Annotated in this window: 10 protein-coding genes; 5 read left to right on the top strand and 5 right to left on the bottom strand. The window is 52.2% G+C overall.

Annotated elements, in window-relative coordinates; translation table 11 throughout:
• The first annotated feature begins 81 nt into the window (after positions 1–81).
• Together JHD74_RS02970 and JHD74_RS02965 are read left to right on the top strand one after the other, a co-directional pair.
• Positions 82–909: a carbon-nitrogen hydrolase family protein gene (locus JHD74_RS02970; RefSeq protein WP_199061646.1), complete on the top strand. Its 828-nt coding sequence runs from the start codon at positions 82–84 to the stop codon at positions 907–909.
• A gap of 93 nt (positions 910–1,002) precedes the next feature.
• On the top strand, positions 1,003–1,524 hold the full coding sequence (locus JHD74_RS02965; protein WP_024528819.1) for a hypothetical protein: 522 nt from the start codon (positions 1,003–1,005) through the stop codon (positions 1,522–1,524).
• A gap of 57 nt (positions 1,525–1,581) precedes the next feature.
• Here JHD74_RS02965 and JHD74_RS02960 read toward each other — a convergent pair whose 3' ends face one another.
• From JHD74_RS02960 to JHD74_RS02940, 5 genes are all read right to left on the bottom strand, one after another.
• Positions 1,582–4,494 carry an HD domain-containing phosphohydrolase gene (locus JHD74_RS02960; RefSeq protein ID WP_199061644.1) on the bottom strand — a complete coding sequence of 971 codons (2,913 nt, stop codon included), beginning with the start codon at positions 4,492–4,494 and terminating at the stop codon, positions 1,582–1,584.
• Between the two features lie 226 nt (positions 4,495–4,720).
• Positions 4,721–5,173, bottom strand: a complete 453-nt coding sequence (locus JHD74_RS02955) for a hypothetical protein (protein ID WP_199061642.1) — start codon at positions 5,171–5,173, stop codon at positions 4,721–4,723.
• The gene (locus tag JHD74_RS02950; RefSeq protein ID WP_199061640.1) at positions 5,160–5,861 is read right to left on the bottom strand and encodes an alpha/beta hydrolase; all 702 of its coding nucleotides are present in this window, start codon (positions 5,859–5,861) and stop codon (positions 5,160–5,162) included. The genes JHD74_RS02955 and JHD74_RS02950 overlap by 14 nt, the downstream gene beginning before the upstream one ends.
• Complete coding sequence (locus tag JHD74_RS02945; RefSeq protein WP_199061638.1) at positions 5,861–7,126, bottom strand: DUF4123 domain-containing protein; 1,266 nt, start codon at positions 7,124–7,126, stop codon at positions 5,861–5,863. Before JHD74_RS02945 ends, JHD74_RS02950 begins: the two co-directional genes overlap by 1 nt.
• A 30-nt stretch (positions 7,127–7,156) precedes the next feature.
• The gene (locus JHD74_RS02940) at positions 7,157–9,181 is read right to left on the bottom strand and encodes a type VI secretion system Vgr family protein (RefSeq protein WP_233169423.1); all 2,025 of its coding nucleotides are present in this window, start codon (positions 9,179–9,181) and stop codon (positions 7,157–7,159) included.
• 357 nt (positions 9,182–9,538) lie between these two features.
• Between JHD74_RS02940 and aegA the strand changes: the two genes are divergently transcribed.
• From aegA to JHD74_RS02925, 3 genes are all read left to right on the top strand, one after another.
• A complete protein-coding gene (gene aegA / locus JHD74_RS02935) occupies positions 9,539–11,548 on the top strand; it encodes a formate-dependent uric acid utilization protein AegA (RefSeq protein WP_199061635.1) in 2,010 nt (669 codons plus the stop codon).
• Positions 11,549–11,569: 21 nt separating this feature from the next.
• Positions 11,570–12,097, top strand: coding sequence for a 4Fe-4S dicluster domain-containing protein (locus JHD74_RS02930; RefSeq protein ID WP_199061633.1), 528 nt, complete (start codon positions 11,570–11,572; stop codon positions 12,095–12,097).
• Between the two features lie 211 nt (positions 12,098–12,308).
• Positions 12,309–13,940 carry a DUF4139 domain-containing protein gene (locus tag JHD74_RS02925; protein ID WP_199061631.1) on the top strand — a complete coding sequence of 544 codons (1,632 nt, stop codon included), beginning with the start codon at positions 12,309–12,311 and terminating at the stop codon, positions 13,938–13,940.
• Positions 13,941–14,200 lie beyond the last annotated feature (260 nt).

The raw sequence follows: 14,200 nt of genomic DNA, 5'->3' as shown, positions 1-14,200 counted from the left end.
TTGATGATCTCCGTTAACAGTGGCTTGCCAGCCAGTGGCGATAACAGGTAAAAACACTGTTCGACATAAAAGGAGTAATCAATGCGGATAACCTTGGCCCAATTTACCTGCCGTGAAGGGGACATTGCCCATAACCTGGCCGCCGTGCTGGCGCAGATTGAACGTTGCAGCGGCCAAACCGACCTGTTGGTGTTGCCAGAAACTCAGCTTACGGGCTTTACCCATCCTGACGGTAATACGGACTACGCGCTGCAACTGCAAGGCCCGGAGCTCGCGCAAGTGGTGGCGGCAAGCCAGCGTACGGGGATTGCCGTCGCCGTGGGTTTTCTTGAGCAGGATGGCGCACAGTTGTTCAACAGTTCGGTGTTGATCACGCCGGAGCAGGGCGTCTATCTGCATTATCGCAAAAGCCATTTATGGACCAACGAACGCGTTGAAGCGCAAGCGGGCGATCGCCTGGTCTGCGGGCTGTGGCGTGGGCGGCGTATTGGTTTACTGATCTGCTATGACATCGAATTCCCAGAGGCATCAAGAGCGTTGGCTCTGATGGGGTGTGATTTGTTGCTGGTTACCGATGGCAATATGGATCCCTATGGTCATGTGCATCGTAACGCTTTGCTGGCTCGCGCTCAGGATAATCAGATGTTTGTGGCGATGGCCAACCGCGCCGGGCATGGATGTGGGATGCAATTTGCTGGTGAAAGCCTGGTTGTTGACCCCCTGGGGCGTGAGGTGGCCAGCCTGGGACGTGAGCCAGGAATAGTGCAGGCAGAGCTGGATTTTAGCCTGCTGGAAGCGGCCCGCCGCGAATATCGTTACCTGGAAGATCGGCGTTTGGCACTTAGTGGCGAGACGCAGTGGCAGCAGCGGGATGATGAACAACGCTGGTGGCCGCTAATTCCGCGTTAACACCGCTTGCTGAAAGGCCAATGGCTTAGGTAAAGTCATAGCCAGATTGGTCACTGTAATTGATAGACTTGCAGCACTCTAAGGAGCCGTACCATGCAATTCCCCGCCCTGAGTAAAAGAATCGTGCCATTGGCTGCGCTGCTGGTGCTGTCGTTGCCCACAGCCTGGGCAGCACAAAACGCCCCAGCCCCGATCCCATCGGCGTTAATCGGCAACTGGAGCGTGACCAAGGTCATTCCCACCCAGACCGTGGGCTGCTGGGATGAAAAGCAGGCACAGCAGTTGGTCGGTAATAGTATCAACTATAAAGCAGACGGTTTTACCTGGCATGAGCAGAAACTGAGCAATCAGGGGGCGACTACCACCACGGTAGAGGCGCAAGAGTTTGTGGAAGACAACTCGGGAGATAATTCGTACGTCGATTTCCCGATTTTGGGTATCAGTACGCCTTCGGTGCAGCGAGTCATCATTCAGCATCAGGATGTCACCGTACCGGGGATCACCGATCAGGGGACTGAAGGCGTCCCCGGTGATAACGTGTTGGTGAAAGATCGTAATACGCTGATCTTCTCCCAATGCGGCGTGTGGTTTGAGGCGCAACGGCAGAAAAAATAGCTAGATGTTTGACGGTGGGGGCGCCGCTGCGCCCCTATGTTGTGAAACTGCCGGGTATCAGTTCGTCGGTTGGCAATCGGGTATTTCGAGTTTGCGTAACAGCGCGGGAATATCGACGGTGTCTATTTTATCGGCTTGCAGATAGCTCAGCGCATAGTCATGCCAAATACCAGACTCCAGGAACAGGATCATCAATTCACGGTCCAGATGATTTTCATTCGCCATGCTGACCAGGATATTGAGTGCTTCAGATAACAGCTTGCCCGGTTTATAAGGCCGATCGGCCGCCGTCAGGGCTTCAAACACGTCGGCGATCGCCATCATACGCACCGGAATGCTCATCTGCTGGCGGGTTAACTGGTAAGGATAGCCTTTGCCATCCATGCGTTCATGATGGCCACCGGCAATCACCGCCACGTTGGCCATGGTGCGTGGGAACGGCAGTTTTTCCAGCATGATGATCGTCTGCATAATGTGCTCGTTGATTTTATAGCGCTCCTCCTCACTCAGGGTGCCCCTGCGGATGCCCAGGTTGTAAATCTCCCCGTGGTTATAGAGTAAGGTCGGCTCCTTGAGTTTGAAGTGATAGCTTTCGGGCAGATGGCTTTTCTCGTCGCGGTAGATGATATGTTCTTCTTTATCCGCCAGCAGTGGCTCCTGGGTAGGTAAGGAGGCGGCAGGGCGGCGGTTTTTGCGCGCCAATTCTTCCCGTGCCACGCCTGCGGTGTCATCCAGAGTGCGGGTCCATTGATATTGTGCGATCTGTTGAATGCGTGCTAGCGCGCTGTCTGACAGGAATTCGCCACCAATATTGCATTGGGCAATAAAATAGAAGTCCTCATCCAACTGCTGCAACTCATCGCGTAACTGTTGTTCTTCCTGTTCGGTAGCGGGGTTCGTAGGGTGCTTACGCAGGAAGTTAACCTCTTTTTCCCGTTTCAGCACCTCAAAGCGCATCCGCACCTCGTGAATGCGGTCGTAAATCATCTCCAGCTTGGTGGCCTTATCCACTATGGCTTCCGGCGTGGTGATTTTCCCGCAGTCATGCAGCCAGCAGGCGGTGTGTAGTTCCTCCCACTCATTGGCGGAAAGGGTAAAATCGGCGAACGGCCCTTGTTTGGCCTCAACCGCTGCATTAGCCAGCATTTTGGTAATGACAGGTACGCGCTGGCAATGGCCGCCGGTATAGGCGCTCTTGGCGTCGATCGCTCCGGCGATCAACTGAATAAAGGCTCCCATCAGATGCTTCTGTTCTTGCAGCAGATATTGCGTCTCTATCGCTACCGATAAGCTGCCCACCAGAGCATTAATCAGCTGTATTTTGGCTTGCCCATGTTCCGGGGCAGCTTCGGCAGGATTAAACAGCAGCAAGAACCCCATGAGTTGCTTATCATGAGTTTGCATCGGGACAGCCACGTAGCGCAGCGGCAAATGGGAGCCAAAGACCGTAAGCAGTTGGTCGGGGATATTCTCGTCAGTAAAGACTCCGGCAACGGTTTCACCTGCAAGAATTTGCCAAAATGCGCTGGGTTGCTGTGGATCAAACTGCAACGATGCTACCTCCGAGCTGGCCACCTCTTTTCCAGCCCAGTTGCAGGCTATGGGTGAAAAGCAGCCGGGCGTTTTGTCTGACAGGAGAATAATGCCGCCGCTCATGGTCGCGATTTTGCCAGTTTCGTTGAGTAAGCCTTGCATCTGTTGTGGGAAATTATCCTTGGCGGATAACAGGCTGCCCATCGAGATAAATTGCTTGAGCGTCAGCTTCATTTTGGACATGGCTTTGTGCAGGTCGTCCACTTCTTCAATCGCCGAGCGTTCCTCCGCCCGCTCATCAAAATGCAGATTGCTGATGGCGTCGGCATCCTGGCGCAGGCGGATCAGCGGTCGGGAAATACGTAGGGAGAAATACCAGACCAGCGGCAGGCTGAGCAGCAGCAACGCAAAGGCGATCAGGGTCGAGCGGTTGCGGATGGCGTTGGCATCGGCGGTCAGATAGACCGAGGGCGTGGCAATCACCAACTGGTAGCCTTGGCCTTGCCCCTTAAGCTTCACAACGGCTCCAAACCAGCTCTGCCCTTGTGCCGTAAATAGGCTGTTTTCGCCGTAATGGGGATCTAGCAATGTTTGCAGCACTGGGATGTGCGCAATGTTGTTCAGCCTATCCTGGCTTTTGGGGGGTTGTGCAGGCAGGCTGGCGATAGTTTCATTGGCAGCGTTAATGATCGCCGCCTGGCTACCCGGCGGTAGGTTTTGTTGAAGAAACAATGAAAGTGAAGCCAGCGAAACGTCCAAACCGATCACGGCATGGCCATCTGGAGCCTGGATGCTGTAGGTGAAGCCGGCCTCGCCGGTACCTTTGAAGGTATAGAGCGGGGAGGTAATCAGTTGCTGAGTTTTTATCGCCAACTGATACCAGGCACGCTCCCGGGGATCATAATTGTTATACGGCACGGTTTTCATCGCCATAACCTGCTGTTTTCCGTCCAAAAAGACACTCTGAACCTGGGGTGAAGTCTCTAAAAAGCGGTAGCTTTGCGCTAGCCATTCGGCATCTTCCGGCGCATTAAATAAAGCTCGGTTGGCAGGGGAGAGGCGGCGCAGTATAAAGAAATCGCCGTTGGGATAAGCGCTGTATACTGCGTTGGCATAATCGTTTTGCTTAAGTATCTCGACCAGCGGGCCGATAAACGCCACGCGTTGTTCGAGCGTGGTGGCTTCTATTATTGGCATGCGTGCCAGCATATTCACCGACATTTTCATGCTGCGGGTAACAGAGTCCAGCTCCGCAGCAATGGCTTCGCCAGTTTTTTGATACTGCCGGTTGGTGCTGGCCTCGGTCAGTTTGGTGAGTTGGCTGTGGCTGAAAAACACGATCACGCTGCCGATGGAGACAATCAGCAAGGTAAACAGCGCGGCAATCTGGATATGCAGCGGATAGCGGCTTCTCAAACCTGTTATCTTTCCTGCCATGGTGCCCACCCTTGGATGCCAATTTTTAGCTTTTTTAAATTATAGACCAAGCAGGGGATTATCTGATTGGATGCACAATAAGTTATTGGTTTGATTTTAAAGTGAAATTTTTTGTTTCGTAGCCAAATAAACCAATGCGTTATTAAAAAATAAAGCTTTATGAAACAACGGCGACAAAGACAGCACTTTTGTTGCGCGCACGTTGTTCCTGGAACCGTTGAGGCTGTTACTTAACACCAAGCCTCTCCCTCAGTAGTGGCATGTAGCTATCGATGTTATAAGTTTTATCCCCGGTGATGCTGGCGCAGGCGTTATGGGCGTAAATAAAATAGCTTACGCTCACCGTTACAGCTGGATCATCTGCGTAACGAGAGTCGGGAGTTAACAAACTATATGCGTTGTCCATCAGGTGAGAAAAATGATTCTTTTCGTATTGAATAGGGGTGTAAAATAATATGTATGAAATGGCAATGGCAATACCAGAATGATCTCTTCTTATTTTGTCATAATTGCTCATCATACATGAATGGTAACGTTCGCAGTTCTTCAGTTCACGAGCATTACAATCATTGGTAGACATATCAACCAAGTGTCCTATTTGCCTGTTATCTATATACTTACCATTACATCCAAACACTAAGAGTATAGATGCTAAAATAATGTGTTTAAATTTTTTCAACTTTATTCCTCTCGACTAAAAACATTTGAAGGGCATCTGCATGGCCATAGTTGTTAGCTAAAGACTTTACTTCATTACCGTATTTATCAACATTCAGATTGGCATTTAATGCCAGGTTGTAATCCGCACCTGGACAACTCTCCCAAGGGCCACCCGTTCGAGCGATTAGATTGGCGGAGCTTCCATCTGCAATCGAATAATCAATGTAGATATTATCCCAGCGTTTGACATTGGCGGGTTTGGGGCTTTTGCCTTTCCTGGATACCGGATCAAGCGTTACCAATAGTTCAATCGGAATATCGGGGTTTTCCTTCGCCAATAAAATCGCCCGGTCCCCACCCCAGCTATGACCGACCAGCACGATCTTCTGCCCGGCAGCATGCCACTCTTTCATTAGCGGTGCGACTTTCCCACCACCATGTTCGGAGTAGGCCACATCCTGTTTGCGAGTGTTATCCTTGGTATCTCTACCATTTCTCTTCTCATAAGGAGCAAAAACAAACTTTAACAAAGGTTGAAAATTTGCGTCCATCGCGCCGCCAACAAACACCACCAACGTCTTTAAACAATTAGCGGTGATCTTACCTTGCTGCTCCTTTACGCTAGGTAAGATAATGTAGTCACTCGGGTCGTTATTCTTGTATTTATAATCAAAACCCGGAAAAATAATTCCATCTGATGCGCACATTATCTTGCCTCCAAATGCTTACGTAACATCAACAGTTCCTTTCTGATGCGTCGCTGAGTGTAGGCCACCAACTCAGCGAGCCGTTCGTCTTCCTGATTAATGTGGTTATCAGCAAAATGAGCCTTAACCCAAGGGTAGAGTGGGTCATCAAAGACTTTATGGCCCAGGAAGAACTGTAATGCCAGGATAACCGCCTGTCCGTGCAACGTGGTGATCCCATGCTCCTGAAACCAATTTTGATCCTGAGCTAATAGGCCAAACATCTGATGTATGGGAACGTACTGCGCACGCTCAGGGTAAAGTGAGCGTACATAATCCACCACGTGCTGCTCTTCATACATATAGGGTAACTGGTTAAGTTGCAGGGTTTTTAGCCTTTCCAGCGCGGCCAGGTAGATCTCTAACCTCTCGCCCATGCTTCGTACAAAAACCAGCCCCAACTGCTGATTTAACACGGCTAACTGCCCTGGCTCCTCTGCTGCGGTTGTCAAATAGGGCGCGACGATATGCTCAAGCTGGAGATCGGTATCAAAATGACAGCCTAAACTGCAGGCTAAATCAAGGAATTGGCAGCGATCGTTAAAACGCTCCAGCCGGTGCGTTTGGCATTTTTCCGCGATAAGCGTAATGACCCGCTGGACCTGTTCATCGCCCAGCAGGCGAGCACGCTTCGGATATTTATCGGTAAGGTAGCGCTGTAGCTGGCTAACCTGTTCGGTCTGGTTTTGCTGCTTTAACTTGGCGAGTTGCGCTTCTTCCAGCGTTACTATCCCTGTCAGAATTGGAGCTGCCTGGGCAGGTAATTCAATCATCTGTTGCCGGACCCAAAGCGAGCTGAACACCCCCATCAGTTGATTTTGCTGGGACTCGGTGGAGGCCGCCAGAATTAACGGTAGAAACTGGGCGTCCCAATAGCGGAAAAATACCGTCTTCCCATCCGGCAAATGAATCTGCGTCAGGCCCCGTAAATGGTCGAGAATGCGCTGACGCGGCTGTTCACTGACTGCCAGCCATCCCCAGTCAGTTGAGGCTGCTTCACTCACCCACGCTAAAAACGGGCTATTAACCGACAGCTCCACCAAATAAGGCATCACTTCGTGCCAATCTTTGTAGGCCGTATAGTGATAAATCCCTTCTGCAACGCGGGAGCCATCCAGTTGATAGTAGTGTTTCAATGGCTGCGCATCGCTGACGCTGGACAACACCGCATACAACCGTTGTCCTGATGCGCAATTGGCCAGCCATTGCTGTAGTTGACTCTCCATATCTTCGTTTCCTCCGGCAAGCTGTCCCGATTAAATCGCGCAACCCTGTTGTTTACATCGCTCACACTCTTCGCAAAATGCTCGCGGTTGTTTAAACGCACTAACCTGTGCAGGATTTAACGCAAAGGCAGGGATGCTGATTGGGATGGGAATAACATCGGGCATTCTGCCACCCCATCCTCTGCCGGAGCCCGGGCTGCCGGTACCCACATCGAGCGTGGGGCCGATCGTGACGCCACTGGGATCGATTTTTATAAAGCTGGAGCCGGCCTTTAAGGTGATTTCCGTGCCAGTTTCTATCACTATTTTAGTGCCGGACTTCAGGTGAATTTCCTGCCCAACCTCCGTCAATAAGGCGTTGCTGGCGTTAATGTGGAAATTGCTATTCACGGTCAGGGAATAATCGCTTTCTATCCGGTCACGCTTTTCGCCATTAACCTGCAGAAAATCATTGTGGACAATTTGTTGTCTGCGATCGTTGCCTATCCGCCGGTGCTCGTTGTGATCGATACGGGTGGAACTATCATGCAGCACCTCGGCTGTCATGTTCTTTTGCGCATGCAGATAGAGCTCCTCCTGGCCTTTTTCATCTTCAAAACGCAGTTCATTAAAACCTTCGCCCTTATGGGTTTGCGACCGGATCGACATCTGGGTTTTGGTGCCCGGCAGCTTGCCCGGGGGCAGGTTACTGGCATGATAGGTGCGGCCGATAATTACGGGCTGATCGGGATCGCCATTCAAAAATTCGACGATCACCTCATGGCCAACGCGCGGCACGGCCGACATGCCCCAACGTGGTCCCGCCCAGGGGTGTGATACCCGGATCCAACAGGAACTGCTGTCGTCGGTTCTGCCCGAGCGATCCCAGAGAAAACGGACTTTCACCCGGCCGAACTCATCACAAAAGATTTCTTCAGTGGCTGGCCCCGTGACAATGGCGATTTGTGCGCCATCAATCCGCGGCTTGGGCAGTAAAGCAGGACGCCAGGTCTGATCGTGGGGAATAAACGCAAACTGGCTGGTCACGATAGTTCCAGTCCCACCCGTGTTACTTTCAAGCGCTTGGGGTTGCTGCCCTGAATGGTTGGCTTGGGTGATTTGCCAACGCGTATTGAGTGCCTCCAGAGGATGGTTTTCCAAGGTAAAGCGAACGCCGGGTTGCAGCGTCGGGCAGTTGCTTGCCCCTTCACCCTGATGGGCATCGTTACGCAGCGCCTGGATGCGCCAGCGGGCAAAAGATTTACCCACCTCAGTGCTTTTAAAGCGCCCTGGGAAATCGTAATGAAAGTACCTACCGGGTTGATGCTCAGTATCGCGGGCATCATCGCCGAACTCTGCCAACCACAAGGGATCTTTAAAGGTGTAATCTTTCAACAGCACTTCGGAGAGGCGTAAACTTTCCCGGCGCTTAAAGGTGGTGACGCAGGGTTCATCCAACGAGGTAGATGACTGGTCGGGATAATAGGGGAGCGTCGGCCCGTCATGCAGTGCGGCGCAATCATCGGAAAACACCAACGTATGTTTGCCATTTTGGTGCTCAAAGAAATAGTAAATCCCTTCTTCTGCCGCCAGGCGATGAATAAAATCGAGATCGCTTTCATTATATTGGACGCAAAACTCACGTACGGCATGGGGATAGCGCAACGCGTGGGCGTAGTCGCTGATCTTGCTTTCTTTTAACAGGGTTTCCAGGATTTCCAGAAAATTTTGTTGCTGGAAAATACGTGAACGGTGTCCCAAACCGGCTCGCCAGAGCGAGGGACGAATGCTAAATCGATAACGCGTTTGATGAAGTCCGGCATCCCCTTGTTCGATGGAGGTGACAATGCCATTGACGACTCGCTGTACCTCGGTTTCACGCCAAATCGTCAGGGTCGCATTACTATCCAGGAGCGAGCGAAACTCCACGCTGGGCCTGGCGCTAGCCGCCTCAAGCTCTAGCGCGAACGGGCTGGAGAATTGCTCATGCAGCGTAAATCCCACCACCACAAAAGCGTCTGCTGGCAGCTTGCCAACACTTAACGTAAACCGCAGTCCACTGGCTTTCTTGCTCATCCCTAGCACGCGCTTTCCTCATTTATTACATGAATATATTCCATTCAATTACAACAAAAAATCCATAGATATATAAATAATATTAATGTATTTATGGCGAAATAACAACCAAAGGTGCTGTGTCAATGTGATCCAATACGACAGTGGGTGATTAAAACGCAGAGTTGTCCTGCCTGGCTTTATCGCGGATTGGCGCATTACGCCATTTTTATGCGAAATGTCATGGAAACCGATCAAATATAACCACTATATTTACATGGTTATAACCTTACTGACACCTGCCTACGCCAGCCAAGATAAGGAGATAACGTCAACGAAAGCGTGTTTTTTCAGTCAGCCTGTTCGGAAAGGATACCTATGAATCAATTTATCGTTGCGGAATCAGAAGCCTGCATTGGCTGCCGGAGTTGCGAGGTCGCCTGCGTGACTGCGCATCATCAAGGGGCATACCCAAGCAAGCGCGAATATTTTACCCCAAGAGTCAAGGTCATTCAGGGCACCCACGGTAATACGGCCGTGTTCTGCCACCATTGTGAAGATGCGCCCTGTGCCAATGTTTGTCCTACCGGGGCCATTGAACAGAGTGATAGCAGCATTCAGGTCAGCCAAGAGAAATGCATCGGCTGCAAAGCCTGCGCGGTCGCTTGTCCGTTTGGCATGATGACGGTGGTGACCGAAACGGTGCAGCCCGCCAATCATCGCCTGGCAGACAGCTACCAGAAGGTTGAGGCACAGAAATGCGACCTGTGCAGCGAGCTGAACCATGAGCCTGCTTGCATACGCGCCTGCCCAACTCATGCACTAAGCCTGGTGGACAACCAAACGTTGCTGGACCAGCAGCGAGAAAAGCGGCTACGTGCTGCGGCGCGCGATCACCATAGCCAACTGTTTGGCAGTGCCGCTAATCAAAGCCCAGAAGCGAAAGCCCCGAAGAAATCAACACCGATCCGTAATCTGCTGCAACAGCCTCGGGCACCTCGTCTGGAAGCCAGTAAAATCCCGCTAGAGCTGCGCCAAACCAGCTTTGCCGAAATCTACCAACCCTTTAATGAGCAGCAGATCCAGCAGCAGGCCGAACGCTGCCTGAGCTGCGGCAAGCAGAGTATCTGCTCCTGGACCTGCCCGCTGCATAACCAGATCCCGCAGTGGATCAAGCTGGCCAGCCAGGGGCGCATCTGGGAAGCGGCGGAGCTATCACACCAAACCAGCAGCCTGCCGGAAGTGTGCGGCAGGGTATGCCCACAGGACCGACTGTGCGAGCAATCCTGTACGCTCAATGAGCACGGGGGAGCGGTCACCATCGGCAACATTGAGCGTTACATCACTGAAACGGCCTTTGAGATGGGCTGGCGGCCCGATATGTCGGCGGTGAAAGACAGCGGCAAGCGCGTTGCCATTATTGGCGCGGGTCCGGCTGGGCTGGGCTGTGCCGATATCCTGGTGCGCCATGGCATCAAACCGGTCGTATTTGATCGCTATCCCGAAATTGGCGGGTTGCTGACCTTCGGCATTCCGGCGTTCAAGCTGAAAAAGGACGTGATGGCCAGAAGGCGTGAGATCTTCAGCGATATGGGGGTGGAATTCCGCTTGAATACCGAGATTGGCAAAGATATCTCGATGGAAACCCTGCTCAATGATTACGACGCGCTGTTCCTTGGCGTGGGGACCTATAAATCGATGCGTTCCGGCCTGGAAAATGAAGGTGCGCCGGGAGTGTATGACGCCTTGCCATTCTTGATTGCCAACACCCAACAGCTGATGGGTTATGCCGAAAATCCGAAAAGCCCTTACGTCAATATGGCGGGCAAGCGGGTGATCGTACTGGGGGGCGGTGATACCGCTATGGACTGCGTCCGAACCTCAGTACGTCACGGTGCTGAGCAGGTGATTTGTGCCTATCGGCGTGATGAAAAGAGTATGCCGGGTTCGAAAAAGGAAGTGAAAAATGCGCGGGAAGAGGGCGCAGAATTCATGTTTAACCTGCAACCGCTCAGCATCGTGATCGATGAGGAGGGTAAGGTCAGCGGCATTCAAATGCGGCGAACAGAAATGGGGGCTCCCGACAGTCAGGGTAGGCGGCAGGCGGTACCTGTTGAGGGTTCCGAGCATATCGTACCGGCGGATGCGGTGATCATGGCCTTTGGTTTTAGCCCGCATCGTATGGGCTGGTTGGCTGAACATAACGTCATGCTGGATAGGCAAGGGCGCGTGGTGGCGCCAACGGTGGCGGGTTATCCGTACCAAACCAGTAACCGCAAGATTTTCGCCGGTGGTGACATCGTGCGCGGCGCCGATCTGATCGTGACCGCCATTGCCGAAGGGCGCAAGGCGGCGGAAAGCATCGGCTATTACCTCAATGTGCTATAGCGCAGCTCAAGGAGAGACGGTATGAATCAGTTTGTCATTGCCGATATGAAACAGTGTATTGGCTGCCGCACCTGCGAGATTGCCTGCGTGATGGCGCATCTGGGGGATAATCCGTTGCCGATGACGGCGGAAAACTTCAATCCTCGCTTACGGGTGATGAAAACGCTTAGCGTCAGCGTACCGATGCTGTGCCGCCAGTGTGAAAATGCCTCTTGCCTGAACGCCTGCCCAAACGAGGCCATCTATAACCAGGATGGCAGCGTGCAGGTGCTCCAGTCGCGCTGCATTGGCTGCAAGACCTGCATGGTGGCTTGCCCTTATGGCGCGATGGAGGTGGTGGTCAATCAGGGTTATGGCAGCAATGGTGTCGCGTACCAACGGGCCCAGGCGAATAAATGCGATCTGTGTCAGGGGCGCGAAGCGGGGCCAGCCTGTGTTGAGGTGTGCCCAACGGCGGCGTTAACCCTTATCCGGCCAGCAGACCTGCAAGCCATGCAGTTGGAAAAGCAACAGCGCGCGGCCTGTGGTTCTGCGCCGAACCTGCGATAAATTATCCATTACCTCACTACAACCCATTCTGCGTGATAACCGCGTGGAATGGGTTTTCTCTCAATATCAATTCCCCTCGACGTTTCTAAATGAAACGAATATCGCTGCTTTGCCTTTGAACGTGATGATCTTTCAGAAATATTACCACCATGCTGCATGCTATAATTCGTCGATATTCTGCACGGAACCTCTTTGTTAAGGATAAATGACGATGGCCCTTTTCCCAGGATTTAAAACCACGCTGTTGGCGGCATCGGTACTGTTAGCCTATTCCGGTGTGGCGCAGGCGCAAGACGTCACGCTCAACGATGTGACGGTCTTTATTCGTGGTGCCGAGCTATTCAACAGCAGCAAAGTGACGCTACCGGCGGGGGAAAGCGAAGTCGTCTTTACCAATATTGCCAGCGGGCTGAACGAACAGAGCCTGATGCTTGATGCCGATAACGGCGTGGTCGTGCAATCTTTCAGCATAAAACGTGATTTTCTTACCGAACATGTGTCGCCTGAAGTGGAGCAATTAACCAAGCAGATTGATGATGAGGTACGCGAGCAAAGCAAATTGAACGTGCAGCGGGAAGTGATCCAGGCGCAGCTGGCGGTGCTGGAAAGTAACCGGGCGCTGGGTTCGGAGAAAGAGGGCGCTTCCGTTGAGCAGGTTAATCAGATGCTTGAACTGGTCAGCCGTCGCATGAGTGAAGTGCTGCTGGCGGATATCGAGCTTAAAGAGAAGATTGCCGCGATTGACAAGAATATCGAAAAGCTGAAAAGCCAGTTGGACGAGGCTCAGCAGAAGACTGGCCAAACGGTGAATCAGGTGGTGGTGAAGTTTTACACTGCGAAAGCGGTGACCAGTAACGTTAAGCTGTCTTATGTGATCCCGGATGCAGGCTGGGTGCCGACTTACGATGTGCGGGTCAACAGCATTACCCAGCCGGTCAAGCTGAGCTACAAGGCCAATGTGTTTCAGAACAGCGGCATCAATTGGGATAAGGTCAACCTGACGCTTTCTAGCGGCAACCCAAGCGAAGGGGCGCAGGCGCCGAAGTTGCAACCTTGGTATCTCGATTTTTATCAGGACTACTCAAGTTCCAAGATGGCAATGTCGATACCCAGACCGGCACCGGCTCCCGTTGCGGAGATGGCCGCTGGCGCGAATGCTCAAGAGCTTGATGGCGCAATGGCCTCCAGAGCTAAACGCTCCCTCTCTGACTATGTGGTCACCGACGCTGGCGGTGTGAATACCCGCTTTAGCATTTCCCTGCCTTATAACATTGCTTCCGATGGCAAAGGGCATTCGGTCACCATCAAGGATGTGGACGTTCAGGGCGACTATCGCTACGTGGTAGTGCCGAAAATCGAACCGGATGCTTTCTTGCAGGTACAGTTAAAAGACTGGGAGCAGCTTAATTTGTTACCGGGCAAGTCCAGTATCTTCTTCGAGGGGTCATTTGTCGGCCAGGGGGATATCAACATCGCCGAGGCCAAAGAGACGCTGGATCTTTCATTAGGCCGGGACAAAAAGGTTATCGTTAACCGCGAAAACGGCAAGCAGTTGACCTCGAAGGCGGAGTTTTTTGGCAATTCGGTAAGCCAACAGTACTCCTTTGTCACCAGCGTGAAAAATACCCGTAAAGAGCCGATTAAGCTGGTGGTGATGGAACAGATGCCGTTGAGTCGTGATTCGGCAATTACTATCGACGGGCTGAAGTACGACGGTGCCAGCTACGATAAAGACACCGGTAACGTGCAGTGGACACTGGATTTACCTGCGAATCAGTCCGAGAAGTTCACCCTGTCTTATACGGTGAAATATCCAAAGGATAAGCGCGTTAGCAATTTATAAACGTTGCCCTCACCCAAAAAGAGAGGGGACTGAACGTGCCACATCAAGGCTATTGCAGTCGTCCTCAATATCAGTTTGGCTAGAGGCTGACGCTTGCACCTGAGAACGGCTCCGTACCAGCTCCCCCGCCCTTTGGGAGAGATACCGTCTTGTCGGTTATCCGGCAAGCGGTATTTCCGCATTAAATGTCTTTCCTGATTTCACCACGCCATAAGCCAGTTGCAGTAGTTTGCGCATCGCTGCACAGACTCTCTCTTTGC

The sequence above is a fragment of the Serratia sp. ASV30 genome, assembly GCF_016428815.1.
Classification (GTDB): Bacteria; Pseudomonadota; Gammaproteobacteria; order Enterobacterales; family Enterobacteriaceae; genus Chania; species Chania fonticola_C.
The sequence above is the reverse complement of the archived record's forward strand: the minus strand, read 5'-3'. Positions and strand labels throughout refer to the sequence as shown.

Bases quoted from the DNA above. Each gene is read 5' to 3' on its own strand.
- JHD74_RS02960 (WP_199061644.1), bottom strand. From the start codon at position 4,494: ATGGCAGGAAAGATAACAGGTTTGAGAAGCCGCTATCCGCTGCATATC.
- JHD74_RS02970 (WP_199061646.1), top strand. From the start codon at position 82: ATGCGGATAACCTTGGCCCAATTTACCTGCCGTGAAGGGGACATTGCC.
- JHD74_RS02930 (WP_199061633.1), top strand. From the start codon at position 11,570: ATGAATCAGTTTGTCATTGCCGATATGAAACAGTGTATTGGCTGCCGC.
- JHD74_RS02940 (WP_233169423.1), bottom strand. From the start codon at position 9,181: ATGAGCAAGAAAGCCAGTGGACTGCGGTTTACGTTAAGTGTTGGCAAG.
- aegA (WP_199061635.1), top strand. From the start codon at position 9,539: ATGAATCAATTTATCGTTGCGGAATCAGAAGCCTGCATTGGCTGCCGG.
- JHD74_RS02950 (WP_199061640.1), bottom strand. From the start codon at position 5,861: ATGTGCGCATCAGATGGAATTATTTTTCCGGGTTTTGATTATAAATAC.
- JHD74_RS02965 (WP_024528819.1), top strand. From the start codon at position 1,003: ATGCAATTCCCCGCCCTGAGTAAAAGAATCGTGCCATTGGCTGCGCTG.
- JHD74_RS02945 (WP_199061638.1), bottom strand. From the start codon at position 7,126: ATGGAGAGTCAACTACAGCAATGGCTGGCCAATTGCGCATCAGGACAA.
- JHD74_RS02925 (WP_199061631.1), top strand. From the start codon at position 12,309: ATGGCCCTTTTCCCAGGATTTAAAACCACGCTGTTGGCGGCATCGGTA.